The organism is Bacillus sp. ISL-7 (genome assembly GCF_018613065.1).
Genome location: NZ_JAGGQW010000026.1, coordinates 37,307 through 55,141 on the forward strand (window position 1 = coordinate 37,307; position 17,835 = coordinate 55,141).

16 protein-coding genes are annotated in these 17,835 nt (G+C 35.9%); 5 read left to right on the forward strand and 11 right to left on the reverse strand.

What is annotated here, in order from left to right; translation table 11 throughout:
* Window positions 1-110 precede the first annotated feature (110 nt).
* The 5 genes from J7E66_RS07970 to J7E66_RS07990 all read right to left on the reverse strand — a co-directional run bounded on the left by J7E66_RS07970 (window position 111) and on the right by J7E66_RS07990 (window position 7,874).
* Window positions 111-1,307, reverse strand: coding sequence for a CDP-glycerol glycerophosphotransferase family protein (locus J7E66_RS07970; RefSeq protein ID WP_214998976.1), 1,197 nt, complete (start codon window positions 1,305-1,307; stop codon window positions 111-113).
* A 31-nt stretch (window positions 1,308-1,338) separates the two neighbouring features.
* Window positions 1,339-2,505: a CDP-glycerol glycerophosphotransferase family protein gene (locus tag J7E66_RS07975; protein WP_214998977.1), complete on the reverse strand. Its 1,167-nt coding sequence runs from the start codon at window positions 2,503-2,505 to the stop codon at window positions 1,339-1,341.
* A gap of 22 nt (window positions 2,506-2,527) precedes the next feature.
* Window positions 2,528-3,553, reverse strand: coding sequence for a ribitol-5-phosphate dehydrogenase (locus tag J7E66_RS07980; RefSeq protein ID WP_214998979.1), 1,026 nt, complete (start codon window positions 3,551-3,553; stop codon window positions 2,528-2,530).
* Entirely contained in the window at window positions 3,550-4,263 is a 714-nt protein-coding gene (locus J7E66_RS07985) for an IspD/TarI family cytidylyltransferase (protein WP_214998981.1), read from the reverse strand. The genes J7E66_RS07980 and J7E66_RS07985 overlap by 4 nt, the downstream gene beginning before the upstream one ends.
* A gap of 242 nt (window positions 4,264-4,505) precedes the next feature.
* Entirely contained in the window at window positions 4,506-7,874 is a 3,369-nt protein-coding gene (locus J7E66_RS07990; protein ID WP_214998983.1) for a PA14 domain-containing protein, read from the reverse strand.
* A gap of 251 nt (window positions 7,875-8,125) precedes the next feature.
* Here J7E66_RS07990 and J7E66_RS07995 point away from each other — a divergent pair, with 251 nt between their 5' ends.
* Both J7E66_RS07995 and J7E66_RS08000 read left to right on the forward strand, forming a co-directional pair.
* Window positions 8,126-8,374, forward strand: a complete 249-nt coding sequence (locus J7E66_RS07995; RefSeq protein WP_214998985.1) for a hypothetical protein — start codon at window positions 8,126-8,128, stop codon at window positions 8,372-8,374.
* Window positions 8,375-8,448: 74 nt separating this feature from the next.
* On the forward strand, window positions 8,449-8,643 hold the full coding sequence (locus J7E66_RS08000) for a hypothetical protein (RefSeq protein ID WP_214998987.1): 195 nt from the start codon (window positions 8,449-8,451) through the stop codon (window positions 8,641-8,643).
* A 37-nt stretch (window positions 8,644-8,680) separates the two neighbouring features.
* Here J7E66_RS08000 and J7E66_RS08005 read toward each other — a convergent pair whose 3' ends face one another.
* The 4 genes from J7E66_RS08005 to J7E66_RS08020 all read right to left on the reverse strand — a co-directional run bounded on the left by J7E66_RS08005 (window position 8,681) and on the right by J7E66_RS08020 (window position 12,139).
* The gene (locus J7E66_RS08005; RefSeq protein WP_214998988.1) at window positions 8,681-8,992 is read right to left on the reverse strand and encodes a hypothetical protein; all 312 of its coding nucleotides are present in this window, start codon (window positions 8,990-8,992) and stop codon (window positions 8,681-8,683) included.
* 53 nt (window positions 8,993-9,045) lie between these two features.
* Window positions 9,046-10,017: a glycosyltransferase family 2 protein gene (locus J7E66_RS08010; protein ID WP_214998990.1), complete on the reverse strand. Its 972-nt coding sequence runs from the start codon at window positions 10,015-10,017 to the stop codon at window positions 9,046-9,048.
* Between the two features lie 233 nt (window positions 10,018-10,250).
* Complete coding sequence (locus J7E66_RS08015; protein WP_251032828.1) at window positions 10,251-11,285, reverse strand: C39 family peptidase; 1,035 nt, start codon at window positions 11,283-11,285, stop codon at window positions 10,251-10,253.
* A 62-nt stretch (window positions 11,286-11,347) separates the two neighbouring features.
* Window positions 11,348-12,139: a serine hydrolase gene (locus J7E66_RS08020; protein ID WP_214998992.1), complete on the reverse strand. Its 792-nt coding sequence runs from the start codon at window positions 12,137-12,139 to the stop codon at window positions 11,348-11,350.
* Between the two features lie 333 nt (window positions 12,140-12,472).
* Between J7E66_RS08020 and tagU the strand changes: the two genes are divergently transcribed.
* The gene (gene tagU, locus J7E66_RS08025; protein ID WP_214998994.1) at window positions 12,473-13,402 is read left to right on the forward strand and encodes a polyisoprenyl-teichoic acid--peptidoglycan teichoic acid transferase TagU; all 930 of its coding nucleotides are present in this window, start codon (window positions 12,473-12,475) and stop codon (window positions 13,400-13,402) included.
* Between the two features lie 271 nt (window positions 13,403-13,673).
* Window positions 13,674-14,249, forward strand: coding sequence for a 3D domain-containing protein (locus J7E66_RS08030; RefSeq protein WP_214998996.1), 576 nt, complete (start codon window positions 13,674-13,676; stop codon window positions 14,247-14,249).
* A 62-nt stretch (window positions 14,250-14,311) separates the two neighbouring features.
* Here the strand turns inward: J7E66_RS08030 and J7E66_RS32585 are convergent, their stop codons facing one another.
* On the reverse strand, window positions 14,312-15,727 hold the full coding sequence (locus tag J7E66_RS32585) for a L,D-transpeptidase family protein (protein WP_214998998.1): 1,416 nt from the start codon (window positions 15,725-15,727) through the stop codon (window positions 14,312-14,314).
* A 392-nt stretch (window positions 15,728-16,119) separates the two neighbouring features.
* Entirely contained in the window at window positions 16,120-17,046 is a 927-nt protein-coding gene (locus J7E66_RS08040; protein ID WP_214999004.1) for a CPBP family intramembrane glutamic endopeptidase, read from the reverse strand.
* A gap of 424 nt (window positions 17,047-17,470) precedes the next feature.
* Here J7E66_RS08040 and J7E66_RS08045 point away from each other — a divergent pair, with 424 nt between their 5' ends.
* On the forward strand, window positions 17,471-17,770 hold the full coding sequence (locus J7E66_RS08045; RefSeq protein WP_214999006.1) for a DUF4359 domain-containing protein: 300 nt from the start codon (window positions 17,471-17,473) through the stop codon (window positions 17,768-17,770).
* Window positions 17,771-17,835: the final 65 nt, after the last annotated feature.

Here is a 17,835-nt window from a genome sequence, read left to right on the forward strand (position 1 = left end):
TTGTAAAAAAAACAAAGCACCATTTTTTGAAACGCTCATCTTTTTTAACTATTATTTACATCATTTTCCTCTTTTATTATTAAATATAAGAATACGTATAAAATTCGATTCTATTTGGAATCTGCATCTACGATGAGTTGGTCTACTACACGATCGCTTGATTTCCCATCCGTATGATCAAAAAAGTAATCAACAAATGTCTCGATTTTTTCCATTTTGAAGTCTTTATTTTGAATGGTTTCAATTAGTTCATCTAATGTCCTTGCTAATGGGCCAGGGATAAATGAATCATATTTATAATAAAAATCTCGTGTTGCTATATATTCCTCTACATCTGGAGAATAGAAAATCATCGGTTTATTTAATAATGCAAACTCAAAGCAAACAGAGGAGTAATCGGTTATTAATAGATCTGAGATAAATAATAAATCATTAATTTCCCGATAATGTGAAATGTCGTAGAAAAAATCTTTGTATTCTTCAGGGATTTTCCAATAGTCTTTTACAAATGGATGCATTTTAAATAGAAAAACATACTCATCATGTAAGGCATGATAAAGTTTATCTAAATGAAGATAATCCTTCGGATAATAGGCAGACTGCTGGCCGTCCCCTCGAAAGGTCGGTGCAAACATAATGACTTTTTTTTCAGATAAAATAGGATACTTTCTGTATAATTCTTCTTTAACCTTCACTTGGTAAGCTTGATCAAAAAAGACATCCGTTCTTGGTATCCCAGTTGCAAAGACCCGATTTTCACTAATCCCAAAGCCTTCAGCATAATGCTTTGCCACACTCTTCGAACTTACGATTACCTTCGTGTAATTGCGGTGATTCAAAGAATGAGGGTCTGGACCGCCTGGAAGACCTACACGGCTGTATCCAAAGGTTTTAAACGCACCGACTGCATGCCATAACTGGATAAGATCGGCATCTTTCCGTATCTTTAATGGATAGACCATCGGATAAAAATCATCCAACAAAATAAATTTTGCCGTTGCCAGATGAAAAGCTAAACGAACCATTTCCCAATAGGTTTTATAAGCACGCGTACTCTCTTTTAAAAAAAAATGGTATTGGTAATTTTCATTTTTTCTTTTTAATGTCTGATATACAAATTCAAAGTTACCGCTTAAATCGGTTCGGCTATCTGATGCAAATAATATTTTTTTTTTATTTAACGGAAATAGGCAAAAAAGTAGGTAAAGCAATCGAAACATAACTTTACGGAAAAAACGGTAAACAAGACTAAATTGAGAGCTGTTTCCTTTACTTTCCGCTTGGTTTTCCATTTTATTTTTTAACATTATTAATCTCCTACTGGAAAATTTATGCGATCTAGCTTTTTTCAATTAAATTATCTACGATTCTTTTACTTGTTTTTCCATCAAAGTATGTAAAAAAACGATTTCTAAATTGCTCAATTTTTTTCAGATCAAATTCATCTTGTTGGATCCACTCAATCAGATCTTGCGTTTGATGAAAGAACGGCCCTGGAATGAATGACAGGAAAGGAAAATAAAAATCTCGTTCCTTTATATACTCTTCAAGGTCATCAGCTATAAAGGCAATTGGCCTGACTAATAAACTATAATCAAAAATAACCGATGAATAATCTGTTAAAAGAATATCAGCTAAAACTAGTAATTGTTCGATGTTGAATTTTTCCTTTACATGAAAGACAAAATCTTTATCTTCTTCCTTAATGGTGATCTCCGAACGCATATATGGATGTAAATGAATCAGTAGTACATATTCATCTCCGAGAGTTTCCCTCATAGCTGAAAAATCGATAGGACAGTGAAATGATTCTTGATAATGACTTTTCCCTCTAAACGTAGGAGCATATAAGATAATCTTTCTTCCCTGAATCTCAGGAAATTCACTCTGTAATTCTCCCATCAATCTGAACTGCTCTCGTTTATTAAAAAAATAATCTGTTCTCGGTACACCTAATGGGAATATCCTTGAGGATGGCATATCGAAGGCTTCAGCATAAAAAGGAATGACTTCCGAGGAACTCACAAATACTTTAGCATAGTTTGAATGAACCTTAACATGTTTTAAATAATCTGAACTGGGACCAAATTCTTTATCTACGGTGCTTAAGCCAAATTTCTTGAATGCACCTGCTGCATGCCAAAGCTGAACAATATCCGTTCCCTGTCGAGGTTTTATCACGTAAACGGGGAAATAATAATCATCGATGATAAAATAACGGGATGTTGCTAAATGATAACTCGCTTTAACCATATGTAAGACATAGTGGAATTTGCCTAGAAATGAGCTGCTATACTTTTTAAAAAGAAAATTACACGTCCAATTGGGATATCTTCCGTGTAATTCCTTATAAATATAATAGAGATTTCCCTGAATCTCAGTGGCCCGATAGGAAGCAAAGGTGACCTTTTCATTATTTACTTTAAAAAGAAGGCATGACAGGTAAAAGATCATCTGAATGAATCCCTTCACCATAATTGTTGGAAAAATTCTCACTAAATACATCGCCATGCCTGCCTTTTTTATTTTATATTTTCCATTCGAGAATGGTTTTTCCCCACGAGTTTGTCAGGTCTTTTTCAAATGCATCAATAATATCTTGGATGTTCTTTACTTGGTGAACTTCTCCAATCAGCATGCCAAAATAATCGACCACTTCCGGGTGCTCAACCATGAAATTTACAGTGTTGACAAAATCATTTCGTCCACTTCGACTGCTGCCAATCATTGTAAGACCTTTTTCTAGAATCATTCTAGTGTTTATTTCAACAGGATATTCAGAGACACCGAGAATACAAATAGATCCCTCTGGATTAATATAATCAATCATTTGATTAATCGCAGATTGGCTGCCATGCCCGCCAACACATTCAAATCCATGATCAATCCGTAAATCATCCGGAATTTCATCAATTTGATACGCTTCATCAACAAACGAAAAATGATCCATTTTATATTTTGTTTTCCCAAAAATATAAACTTTGCTATCCGGATAGCGTTTCTTTAAAATCAGCGTGGTTATATAACCTAAATTCCCATCTCCCCATACCCCGAACGTATTTTTTCGAGCATGTGCCTTTGCCTCAAAGCGCACTAATGCATGCATACTGATGGTGATTAATTCCATAAAAGCTGCAACCGATGGATCAATTTCTTCTGGTAAAGGGACAATCCGATCCCTATTAAGAAAAACATAGTCCTGCATAAATCCATCGTAACCACTTGAACGAAATTTACTTGATCGCAAGTAATTTTCTGCAATAACTTCATCTTTTTCAGTTGGGGTATTCGGTACCATTACGACCCGGGTACCAGGTGCAAACTCATTATTTGGATCATAAACGACCTTACCAATCCCTTCATGGATAAGCGCCATTGGCAGTTTCTTTGCCATTGCTTCCTTTCCACGTGTGCCGGTGTAATACCTTTGGTCCGCTGCACATATAGAGAGATGGGTGGGACGCACCACAATTTTATCGGACTGAATGGAACGATCTTTATAGGTCACTTCAAACTGTCGCGGAGACACTAAACGATACACTTGATTAATCATCGTGAAACCCTTTCTTGTAAGATTGCATTAGCAACCTTCAAATCATATGGGGTTGTTACCTTTATATTAAATAATTCACCCTTGACAATCTTAACCTTTTCACCTGCAAGCGCGCAAATTTTACATGCATCCGTAAGAATCATTTTTTGTTCCTCTGTTAGCGCGTTATAATAAGTAACTAATTTCTTGATATTAAAGCTTTGTGGCGTTTGTCCCTGGTACATAGTATCCCTTACCGGAATGTTTGAGATAAATTCTCCATCCTCAGATTGGATAATCGTATCAATCGCCTCGATCACTGTATCAACAGCCCCAAACTTAATAGCCGCTTCAATATTCTCTTCAATAATTCGATGCGTTAGAAATGGTCTAACAGAATCATGGGTAATAATCACATCATCATCGTTAATTCCAAAAGTTTTTTCGATATAGCGGATACCGCTCATGATCGATTCATTGCGATCTTTTCCGCCTTCAAGCACAATAATCCTTGCGTCTTTTCCAATATATTTATTAATAATATCTTTGGCGTGATTGACCCATTCTTTCGGTGTAACGACTAGAATCTTCTCAAAACGATCATTCAGGATAAACTTTTCAATTGTATGTATAATGATAGGTTTACTATTTAAAGTTAAAAACTGCTTGGGCATATTAATATTACCCATTCTTGTTCCTTTTCCTCCGGCAAGAATTTCTGCAAAAATCATTGTCAACACTCCTTATCATACTTAACATGCTTAATTTAAAGTAACTTTATTATTAAAATGATACATAATTAACCGTACCACTCATCATCCTAATTAACAGAAAACGACAAATTTCTTGACAAAAACTCAATTAAAACTATACACTCTTTCAAATACATTTTCAAGCGAGGTAAGATTTCAGTTCAGTGACTTTATTGCAAAAAAAATGAAGGGAAGAAATCTTCCACTTCATTTTTTGGGGCTTAATAATATTTAGGGACATCAAAAACTAAAGTATAGCTATCTAGTAAACTATAAAGATTAAAAATGTTAGGTGTTTGTTTCACAGCCCAGCCAATATCGGTTGCATATTGATGTGTACCTGGAGCTGCAGGATTCCATTTCATTTTATAAATCGTGTCCTGGCCTTTATCAATATAATTCAAGGCAACGAATTTTGCCCCACCCACAATCGCTTTATCCGGTGTAGTCCAGTCCTGATTAAATGCCCTTCTTGCTCCACAATGAAGCGGACACTTATCAAAAGCACCAACAGCATACATATTATAAACGATCGCATCATAGGAGGCTGCATCACTTGCTAATTCGGTAATCTCTTCTTCTCCTGTAGCAGGATCAATGACAGGGTTCCCATTACTATCAAGCTTTTTCTTTACCTTAACCCCTTTTGCTAACGTAGAACTGCCATTGCCTGTTTCAAGAAGCGCGTGGGAAATCAAGTAAATTTCATTGATGTTATACAGTGCACCTGCGTTAACAAAAACTTGTCCTTTTCCTGTAAGAATTCCTTTATTGGTCAATATTTTTTGATTCACTTCGTACGCATCTGCTCCAGCCATTTCGGAAAGCTTAAGAAATTGATAATAACTTGAAGTGCCAATTCCAAAATTAGTAGGATTAATATAATAGCTAATATCCGTTGGGCTTGGATTTACCCATTCTTCATTATACTGAATCTTATACCAATAATATCCATCCTTTTGCATGGTTTTGGAATCGATTGTTACTTGTTCATTAAGTTCTAGCTTTCCAAGGATCCAACCATCAACTGGTATTCCTCTAACGTTTGTATTGTCTGTGTTTACAACACCCACATTCGGTGTTGAGGCATTGACTGTTAATAAATCACTTCGTACATAGGCATCATATTTTTTATCAGTTTGAGATACACCAATTTGTTTATCGAGAAGTTCTCCTAATGAAATATCATAATTGGTATATTGAGTAGTGGTTTTCTTAATAACCTCTAAAAAGTTTACTATTAATGAGGCACTATACTTACCATCATAATACTCAACCTTAATGGTGTGAATCCCTTCGGACAATTGTTGGGGGGAAGAACTATAATTATTAACCCCGTCCTTCCAGCTATCCACTTTACGTATACCATCAACATAAATTCGTATACCATCATCGGCTTTACCTGAAAGTTTATAATTACTTGATTTTGCGATATATACCTTTTTTTCAAAAACAGCAGAAAAATTATCTGCTGGGATATTGGTTATAGGAGATCCACTCCAATAAAAATTCAGCGCATCAAACGTTTTTTGAACAGGAGTCCCTGTCAAATTATTGCTAGGATAGAATTTCGCTTCCCAAAAATCTTCAATGAGGTCTAATTTCATCGTGGCACTATATTTTGAATCATAATACTCAACCTTAATGGTATGGGTACCCGTCGTAAGAGTTACTGGATCATCGATGATATTCACGCCATCTGTCCATTTATCGACTTTGAGTACTCCGTCTATATAAACTCGTACACCATCATCTGCTTTTCCTATGAATCTATATTTTCCAGGTTGCGTCACAACATATTGTTTTTCAAAGGTTCCAGAGAAACCATCACTCGGGATTTCAGGATCTGGCGAGCCATTTCCCCAAGAAAATTGTAATTCATCATAAACTTTTATTAGTGGAGCACCTGTAAAATCCTTTGATGGATAATACGTTGCTTTCCACTTAGTAGGATCCACCGTTTCATTCTCATGATTAATTGGTTCTAGTTTCAAATTCAATGTAGCACTGTATTTTGAATCATAATACTCAACTTTAACAGTATGGGTCCCTGGCTCTAGCGTAATAGGAGCATCGATGTAATGCACGCCATCTGTCCATTTATCCACATAACGGATTCCGTCAATATAAACTCTTGCACCATCGTCGGCTTTTCCTACGATTTTATAATCCCCTGCTACATCCACAACATAATTTCTTTCAAAAATACCTGAGAAATTATCAGTTGGAATAGTAGGATCTGGCGAGCCATTTCCCCAAGAAAATTGTAATTCATCATAAACTTTTATTACTGGAGCACCTGTAAAATCCTTTGATGGATAATACGATGCTTTCCACTTAGTAGGATCCACCGTTTCATTCTCATGATTAATTGGTTCTAGTTTCAAATTCAATGTAGCACTGTATTTTGAGTCATAATACTCAACTTTAACCGTATGGGTCCCTGGCTCTAACGTAATAGGAGCATCGATGTAATGCACGCCATCTGTCCATTTATCCACATAACGGATTCCGTCAATATACACTCTTGCTCCATCGTCCGCTTTTCCTACGATTTTATAATCGCCTGTTTTATCAACAACATAATTTCTTTCAAAAATACCTGAGAAATTATCAGTTGGAATAGTAGAATCTGGTGAGCCGCTTCCCCAAGAAAATTGCAATTGATCATATTCTTTCTTAATAGGTGTACCTGTAAAATCCTTAGTAGGATAAAATCTGGCACTCCACTTATCAACTGGAATTGTTACCACTTCTTCTGGGATGGATTCCACTACTTCATTCATATTAAATACAAAGGAAGAACTCCATTTGTCATCAAAATACTCTATTAATATCGTATGACTGCCAGATGCTAGATAAACCTCTTGATTAAATGAATTAATTCCCGACTTCCACTTATCAACTTTTTTGGTACCGTCGACGTAAACACGCACTCCATCATCTGCCTTGCCTGTTAAGCTGTAATTTCCAGATTTAGTAACCTGTACTTGTTTTTTAAATACAGCCGTAAAATGGTCAGATGGAATGCCTGAAATTGGTGATCCACTCCCCCAATGAAAGTCTAAGTTTGGATAAAATTTCTTTACTGGGCTTCCAGAAAAATCAGCTGACGGATAAAATTCTGCTGACCACGAATCTGATCCAATACTTTCAGAAAGTTTTACCAAATCAATAGCTAGAGCAGCGCTCCACTTTTTTTCATAATATTGAACCTTTAGCGTATGAGTGCCTGCGGTTAAATAGATTTCTTGATTAATAGAATGTACACCGTCACTCCAAAAATCTATTCTTTTCTTCCCATCTACATAAATCCGTACCCCATCATCAGCTTTTCCTGTTAGGCGATATTTCCCTGGACTTGAGATGGTTACCGTTTTCTCAAATATTGCCGAGAAATTGTCTTTTGGAATTTTTGGATCAGGCGAATTTGCCTTCCAATCGAATTTTACATTTGTATATGTTTTAGTTATCCCAGTTCCAGTAAAATCAATTCTGGGGTAGAAAGTAGCTTTCCACGCTCCATCCTCAGCCTTAGCGGAATCATCGTTTATAAAAAATAATCCGAAGAATCCAAGAAAGAATATCATTAATGGAATATTCAATTGTCGAAATTTGATTTTTAAGCCCTCCTAAATAATTTTTTTGTCGATATATAAACTATTATCTTAAAGTTTCATAGAAATGTTAATACATAATATAAATATAGTAAAAAAGACCCAGCATGACAACTGGAGATATGCCCCAACTAGGGAATATTCAGTTAAAATGGTAAATTTTATGTACATTTATTAATTAATATTGAATAAGTTATAGATAATCCTAGAAAGAGGTGGAAGATATGAGTAATCAAATGTTGGAAATTCAAAAAATAAGAATTTTTTTTGAAACTGTTGATCAGGATACTTCCGTCGAGAAAATAAGAGCAATGGGACTAAGTTTGATTTCCATTATTGATGAAATGATACAACAAAATCAGCTCCTCAAGGATAAATGGCTTGAGGCCAATGAAGATCTCCACTGGCTAAGAAGAAGGGCTGATGACTGGATGTTAAGGGCTATGGAAAAGGATTCCCAAGTTAATAAATAAAGTCTACTTTAGTATGATTAATAATTTTTAGGACAAAATATTATACAAAGTTAACTGAAATAGAAGGTGGTACTATGGCACTATGTGCTGATTGCGGACGGGAAGATATTTCATACTACTTAATAAATGGTTTTTGTGAGGATTGTATTGAATATAATAGTATTTCTGAATGGAATGATGAGGATGAAGATGGAGATAAAAATGGAGATACTGGCAATGTAATGCCCTTAGATCCTGTCCTTCATTTATTACAAACAGATGAAATTTGAGTTGAGTTTTTGGAATCGGTGAGGAGTATAGTATTCCTCACCTTTTGCTTTTTACCATTGCACTTCTAAGAAATTTTATTGTTAGAGGTTTAATTCTCATGAGACGTCTGGCTTTTTCTTTCATAACAAAGATCAAATATTCCGTACTGTACCGGATATCTTCTTTCCGAATAAATTCTACGGTCTTTATATTATCCTTATCGACTCGCCTGATCTCAAACCAACCTCTTATACATGGATAAACAATATGCTCCTGCCCAGATATTTCATAGTGATTGGCTGGAATAGATTTAATGGAAGGTCTAGTATAAGTGATTACATTTGCCCTTTTTGTTTTCATTTTCCACATGGTGGTCACCTCTATATTTTTTCTGTATTCCTCTCATGTCCAGAATAATGATTCTACATTTGGACTGAAGCCAGTTTATGAATATCATTTTCTTTTGCCACTTCCATAAAGTAATGGAACCGAGGTTCTAGAGAAGTAAGTAAGCTGTCATCCACATGGTTGTCAATAAATCTTTTTGTTTCACTTAACCAGTCTTTTTTTTGTTCTTGTGTTAACCGGGAAGTTAATAGATGCCCACGTAAACGGCTGGCATGTAGAAACCGATTTAAGAAAGCAACCTTTAACCTTGTTTTATATGATTCATCATGTTTACATTCATGTAAAAATTCCATGAGTCGATTAAAGGAAAAAAAGAATTGCTCTGCAGGGAAATACTTTACACTCAGATTCTCTTTCCCACGTGATACAACGAAGTAATAATGATAGTCCGCGAGTACGGTAATAACCTTAGCTGTCACATAGCATTGCATGACAAAAAGCTGATCTTCACCCACTACAGCCTTTGGATGGAATCTAAAATCATTTTGTCTCAGAAAAGAGAGCTTAAACATCTTGTGAGGTGCTAAAGAGTTAACTAAATTATCTTTGATAATATCAGCCTTCGGACGGTTCCCTTTTTTAAACATAGACCCAGGTACTTTGCGCCCATTGATACCAACATACTTGCCATAAATGACATCGGACTGATTTTTTTTTGCTTCTATATAAAAGCGTTCTAACGCTTCTTCTCCTAGGAAATCGTCATTGTCCAGGAAAAGAATATATTCACCACGAGCCGCATCTATCGCATCGTTTCGTGGAATCATTGGGCCTCCTGAATTATCAATCCGATCAATTAGAACAATGTTACTCATTAACTTACTAAAGTTCTCAATAACTTCCTTACTATTATCTGTAGAGCAATCATTCACACAAATGACCTCAAATTCTGACGCATCCATCGTTTGGTGCATTAAGGAATCCAACGTTACATTCAAATGTCTTGCCGCGTTATATACAGGTATAGCCACTGTAACCTTTAACAAGTCCATTCCTCCAACTAGGTAGTCCAAAATAAATTTATATGTATTACTTTTTCACTTTTTGTATCAATATATAACAGAAGCATAAAAATAAGAACCTAACTTCGAGTTACATTCATTATTCCCGTATTAATCTCGTATTAATCTTGATTGCCTGTGTTATAACGCAAAAAAGGCCGCCAAAAGGCCGCCTTATGTTTTGTATTCACGTATTTAATACCTTAAAGGATTTTTAATTAATAAGATATGGCCCGCTTACTTTGGTTGCCCCATAATCTATTAAATTCCGCTTTGCTGATTTTGGCATTCTTTTCCCCTGTCCAGCAATCATTATAGTAATAATTAGATTGATCAAGACCTGTTAGCACCAATGCATGCACTGAAAAACCATGCATACGTGAAACCAAAACAACAACCGGTTTATTATTTACTAATTGTTTTTCTATTGTTCCATTACTAGCACCTGTTAGGTTTTTGGCACTTCCAGCATATTCCTTTACTAATCCCATTAGGGCAGGAGGATAAATAGTCCATCCTGATCTTGTAAACGGATTCCCAACATAACCAAGGTTTGGATTACTTGAATGCCTTGGCATTTTTTTCGCTAAGGTGACTTTATCGACACGCACGCCTTTATACTGAAGCATCATTGTGACTGCAGTAATTTCACAACCTGTTGGCAGCTCTGGCCTTTGATTGATCAAGGGTACATTTAATTTAAGACTACTGACCTTAGATGCGTGGTTCCCGTAAACCGTTTTTGCTTGATATTGATACCACGAAAGAATACGTTGTGAACCTTTTTCTCTTTTAGTAGCCTGTGTCACATACCCAAAAGTATTTATGGTAAAGATATACTTAATATTTTTTGCATGGGCTCCATAAATGGTTCCAGGGTAATAATCATATCTAGAAAGTACTCGTTGTGTTCCTTTTTCTCTTAAAACAGCCTTAGTCAATTTTCCTGAGGCATCCATGTTGAAGATATACTTGATATTATTTGCATGTTTTCCATAGACTGTATTCGGAAAATACACATACTGATTAGTAACCTTCTGAGTCTTTTCATCGAGTCTTACAGCATTCACAATGTATCCACCACTATTGATATTAAAAATATATCTAATTTTTTTAGCTCCGTTTACATTGCTATTTGGGTAAAATACTTCTATCTTTGTTGATTTTTTAACAGTATCTGCATGTACATTACCGCCTAAAGAAGGGAAGATAAGTACAAGAATTAACAAAGAAAGACATAATTTTTTATTCATTATTATTTTCTCCTATCCTAACATGACATTTTTTCTTAGATGATTTAGTTAAAACGGTAAACTTACTTGCCAACACTAAGAGCCGTAATATATTTACTAGCTACGTAACCAACTCTTCCACCTATGTCAACAACATAGAAGTCTTTTTCCTTTTTGAAAAAATAGTATTCTTGATATTTATTAATATAGCCAATTACCTTACCTGCAGTGGATTTGTCGACAATAGGTGCCTTTTCTCTCATTTTAATCATACCGGTTTTCGGCTGATTCGTGGCCCAGCCGCTTTGTGTTTGCTTGATCAGTGCGATCACCGATTTCTTTTCGATATAACCGGTGCCTTTACCAAATTTGATCCCATACCATGTGCCTTGATTTGAAACAATATGAAGGATTTGGTATTTCGTCAAGGTTCCAATTGCAGCTGTTTTTGACATACTTTGATAGATTGTCACATCTGCTTTACTCTTAAAATATATGGCTGACGCCTTATCTTTATGATTTTTATTCACAATGGCTGCTAGATCGGCAATTACCCTCTGTGATTTCTCATAGGAAATACCTTTTGTCATAATTGCTAAAACAAAGGGAGTTTTATCATAAACGATGGCCGCGTCATTATAGATTCTTTCATTCGGGATCATCCCCACCTTGTGTGCGACGGCAACTCCCTTAACCCCACGTGGTATAGTAGAATTATAGACTGTCTGTTTCAAATAACCAACGAGTTCTTTGCCAAGCGGACTCTTTTCAGAAAATTGATAAAGTCTTTTCACATAATTCTTTAAATCATTGGCAGAGGTTAAATTTCGCCCATTCGGATAAGCATACTGACCGCCAACGCTTTTCATATACATGATAAAATTCCCCTATTTTTTTATGTAATTAGTTAGTTCAACAGATAACTTATTTGAAAAATCCTAATGTGCCGTTATTTCTGCTGCACTTGCATGTTTACTCGGCATGATTACGGAAAACAAAATAAATGCAATAAAAATCCCCTTTAAAAAATGTCCTGCCATCAACTCTTTCCCCATCCTTTTCCAGATTTCATCTTTCTTAAATTTTACCAAAATTAGCAATATATTAATATAGGTTTTGAGTAGAATCTCATCGATTTCTGTATTAAATTTCGATAATTTCTGCTATTCTATAGGTTGGTCCAAAATAACGTTATGGAGGAAAACTAGATGAGAGCTGAAAAGAATAAAAAGAAAAAGAAAACATGGCTCCGCGTAACTGGAATTGTTTTATTACTACTTATAATTGGAATCGGTGTTTACGCCTATTCAGTATATAGCTCATTAACAACTGCTGTCGAAACGATGCATCACCCGGTCGATCGAAAATCCGACAAACGTACCAAGGAAGTATCTTTACAAGAAAAGGAGCCTTTCTCGGTATTGCTCTTGGGTGTGGACCAGCGTAAAGGCGATAAAGGTCGTTCTGACACCATGATTGTTTTGTCAGTGAATCCAAAACTAAATTCTGTAAAGATGTTAAGTATTCCACGTGATACCCGAACAGAAATAGTTGGTAAAGGCACCGAGGATAAAATCAACCATGCTTACGCATTCGGCAACGAAGAAATGGCAATGAACACGGTTGAAAATTTCTTGGACATTCCCATTGATTATTTTGTAAAAATAAACATGGAAGGCTTTGAGGATATTGTTGATGCGGTTGGAGGCATAACGGTAAGCAATGATTTAGACTTTTCTCAAGATGGTTACCATTTCCCAAAGGGGCAAGTAACTTTAGATGGCAAAAAAGCGTTAGCCTTTACTCGGATGAGACATGAAGACCCTCGTGGTGATTTTGGGCGCCAATTACGTCAGCGTGAAATTATTCAAGGTGTTTTAAGAGAAGGTGCGAGCCTCTCATCGCTTACTAAATATCAAAGTATTTTTACAGCCCTTGGCAATAATGTGAGAACAAATCTTACATTTGATCAAATGATGGATATTCAAAAGAATTACCGTAGTGCGGCTGGTAACGTTGAGCAAATGACAATAAAAGGCGGCGGGACGAAAATTAACGGAATCTATTACTACATCGTTCCGCAAGACGAAAAACAACGGATTCAAAGTGAACTGAAAACACAATTAGATATTAAATAGTATTAAAACCTCTGCCGAGATAATAATTGGCAGAGGTTTTTTTGCTATTTAATAATTCACCACTAATCGAACCACAAAGGAACAAATTATATTAAAATGAACTTCCCTGCCTTCAGTGTCCGTCAACTGCGGACAAATTAGGAGTTTTGTCCACGGCTGGTGCCTGACACCTTATTATCACGGTTTTGTCATGAAACTAGTAAGCTATTGAAATATTTGTGTAATATTATTGTGGTAACTTTTATATAACAGAAGGAAGGGGTTTTCAATTATGAAGAAATTCCTAGTCATGTGTAGTTTGGCAGGTATGTTATTATTCGGAAGTAGCAACGGCGCATCAGCAGCATCCAATACATATAAAGTTAAGAGTGGCGATTCGCTTTATCGTATTGCAAAAACATATAAAATCTCCGTGATCACATTAAAACAATGGAATAAACTTAAATCAAATACTATTCACCCGAATCAAATATTAAAGATTACTAATGTACCAGCTAGTAAACCGGTTGTTAAGAAGGCCAGCACTAGTACGAGTAAAGCACCGAAGTTAAAGGTAGTAAAGACTTTAACAGTAAGTGCAACTGCCTATACAGCGAATTGTAAACGATGCTCTGGCATCACAGCGATCGGTTTAAATCTAAAGAAAAATCCAAACCTAAAGGTCATCTCTGTAGACCCGAAAGTAATTAAGCTCGGAACAAAGGTCTATGTTGAAGGTTATGGCTATGCAGTTGCCGGCGACACTGGCGGTGCCATGAAAGGTAAAAAAATTGATATTTTCGTCCCCTCTCATAAAAGTGCGATTCAATGGGGTAGGAAAACAGTGAAAGTACAAATATTAAAATAAGCAAAGTCCCAAGTGATTGAACTCACTTGGGACTTATTATTGTTTTAATGAAATGTTAAAACTTAAGGCAATATTGGTTCTGTTATTGGTTCTGATATTGGTTCTGTTATTTCAATAATAAACACTACAGTTGTCTTGTTGCCAGCCGCATCTGTTACCACTAATGTATGTGTTCCCTCAGCACTAACAACTGTTCCTGTTTTCACTGTTGCTCCATCTAATGTTGCTGTTCCTTCTTTAAAGGAGATCGTAACATCCTGATTGTAGATTTCATCATTACTTACTCCGCTAACCACTGGTGCTGTTTTATCAATTGTAAACACAACTGTTCTCTTATTACCGACAGCATCAGCTATCGTAACTCTGTGTTTTCCTTCTGAAGTAACAGCTTTTCCTGTTTTCACTCGATTTCCATCTAACCAGGCAGTTCCTTCTTTAAAGGCGATGGTAACATCCTTGTTGTAGAATGCGTTATTACTTACTCCGCTCACTACTGGAGCTGTTCTATCAATCGTAAAAATAACAATTGTTTTGTTGCCGGCCGCATCAGTTAACACAACTCTGTGTGTTCCTTCTGTAGTAACAACCTTTCCTGTTTTTACTCGATTTCCATCTAACCAAGCTGTTCCTTCTTTAAAGGAGATGGTAACATCCTTGTTGTAAACTCGGTTATTACTTACTCCGCTAACCACCGGAGCCGTTCTGTCCAGCACAACTACCGTTTTAGTCTTACTGATATTTCCAGATTTATCTTTAGCAGTAAAAGATAATTTTAGGCCAGCCTTTTGTTTCGGAATCTTGACCTTAAATGTTCCCTTGGAATCTGCAGGTTTTGCTGTATACCTTTTTGACCCAATCGCAACAGTGACCGTGGCTCCTTTTTCTGTTTTACCAGATACTTCAATTGTTTTGTCTGAAACAGTATTAACCGTTGGAACTGCAGGAGCTTTGATGTCCATATTTTTGTAATATGGTGCGGCTAACTGATTAAAGCTTTTTTTCGAGGAAACGATCATTACTTTCGTCCTCGTCTTTACCTTACTGAACAATTCTCTTACCTCATTATTATGCATCCGGATACATCCGCCAGAGACATATTTTCCAATCGAACTTTCATTATTGTTACCATGTATTGCGTACGGATATCCGCCATTCTCTTTTTTACTTAAACCTATCCAGCGGTTTCCTAATGGATTACGAGGATCGCCGCCAGCAATATGTTTTTTATAGTAAGGTCTGTTTACAATTTTTTCTCTTATGTAAAAAGTTCCTTCCGGGGTGAGTCTTGAAGTTCTTCCTGTTGCCACCCTATATGTTTTTATTAATTTACCATTCTCGTAAAATGCGAGTTTATTAACCTTTTTGTTAATAATAATTAATTGATTCTTAGTTGTACTAGCCTCAGCCTCTTGGGAGTTGGGAAAAACTGAAAATCCCAAGCATAAAATAATAAATCCAATCAGAAAACGTTTAAACACAAGTACATCCCCTTTGCAATTTCCATTTATTACTACAATACCATAATTAATGTTTTAATAGAAAAGATTAACTATATATATATTTCGGCAATTTATTACAAACTTCTCACATCATAATAAAACAAAATTCGCCATAAAAAATATGAAGATCCATTGAATAATGGTGCCTGACACCACAGTGACACCAAAAACACAAAAAACGTCATTTCTCGGGAAATACCACCAATTATTTTGGGGTTGACGGTCATTGTTGACTTACTGAAGAAAAAATTGGATAAAATATAGATTTATTGTCTCTTTTTTTATTAGGATATTAATAGTTTCAAATCATTCTAAAAAATGACAAAAGAGGTTGCCAGACTCTGAACTAGCACCCGGCAACCTCTTTCCTTTTATTCTACACTTTGCGTCAATTCTGCCATTTGACCTTCCTGAACCGTCACCAACTGGCTCATTAATCGTTTTTGGTGTATTTTTTCTAAAATAAAGAGACTCAAGTGGATAAGTAAAACACCAAGGGTGAAATATTCAACCGCATAATCGATATAGTACCATGAAAGAGTTGCTGTGATATCGTATAAAGCGTGGACAATAACTGTTAGCCAAAGGTTCCGGGTCCATAATAGGATAATTCCAAACATCAATCCCATATTTGCGAAGGTTACAATCGCCCCAATTCGGATCGCCCATGGCTCCTCTGTATCGAGCGTATGGTCTATGCCGAAAAGAATAGAGGTGATAAACAGCGCAGCCATTAGAAAAACATCTCTTGAGCCACTTTCCCAACGCCGCGGAAACAACTTTTTACATTCCACGAGCAGTAGAATGATATAAGCTAGCCGCCAAACCTCTTCCAGGCCAGCCAATGAGTCGTTATATAGATCATATCCAATTGTATCTACCTTTTCAAAAATGGACCAGACTGGATCGTCTGGAAGGCCAGCATCCACTCCATCTTCCACATCAAAGGATTGCGACTCCGTATAGTCTTGAACATATTGATCATAATCCTCATTAAAATCCTCAAATGTGATACTAGAGTACACATTAACAATCGTACTTCCAAGGAAGAAAATGAGAAAAGCACCAGTGAATTGCAGCATGATCTGGCGCGGGCTTTTCTGATGACCCTGCTGATTCCCAAGCCTCCGGTAAAGCTTCCAACCGATAAAAAAGGAGGACACCATGACGGCATCATATAAGGTGCTGGCCATAGAACTGTAACGAGTAAGATAAAGAAGAACCTCTGCCCCGATGGTTACAATGATCATTGCAAATAGCAGCTTTTTTGAAATCGGTTTTGTTAAATTCGTTATCATTCTCATCATTCCCTACCTGAAAAATTTGGCGGAGAAATCCCGTTTCCCCTTACCTGCCCAATATCTTTACTGCAATGATCCCGAACGCATTAAATAAAAGCAGGAAAAAGAAACAAGCAATCGTCCACTTCCATTTTCTCGTCACGAAATGATCCCCTCTTTTTCAAAAAATATATTAGTAATAATTTAGCATATTGGTAGGTAAATATCACGAAAATAATGATTGCTTTTTATTACCATAAAAAATTTACCGATAGTCTTCTATTCCAAACGTTCGAAACATATATTTAATCAAAATAAAAAGTTTGATAGAGTCTCAAAAACCGATCAAGCTTTTCTTTTTAAATTTACAAAGTCCCTTCTAATTTATACTTATTTATATAAAAATTTACAATTATTAATTACGAGATAGGAGAATGTTACTATGAGACGTCTTTTTTCGATCATTGTTTTAATCGTTTTGATTTTTATTCTATCAGCCACAAATCCTGAGCGCTCTGCCTATATCGACTGGGCCAATCACAAAACAATGGATAAATCTTCGAGTCTGATAGAAAAGGGATTATTATCTGTTGCTGGGAAATCCATTTATGATGCGGGAACAACGCAAAAGGATTATTTTATTTTCTCAATCTACAAAACCGATTTTTCCGAAGTAGGTCTAGGAAAAGTCACATCGATTGGCATCTTCAATAAATTCATTACCATCTCGAGTAAAAAATAATCAAATAATCAAAAGCCGGTCTCATTAGGGACTGGCTTATTGTTTTTAAAAGGCTATGTTAAAGC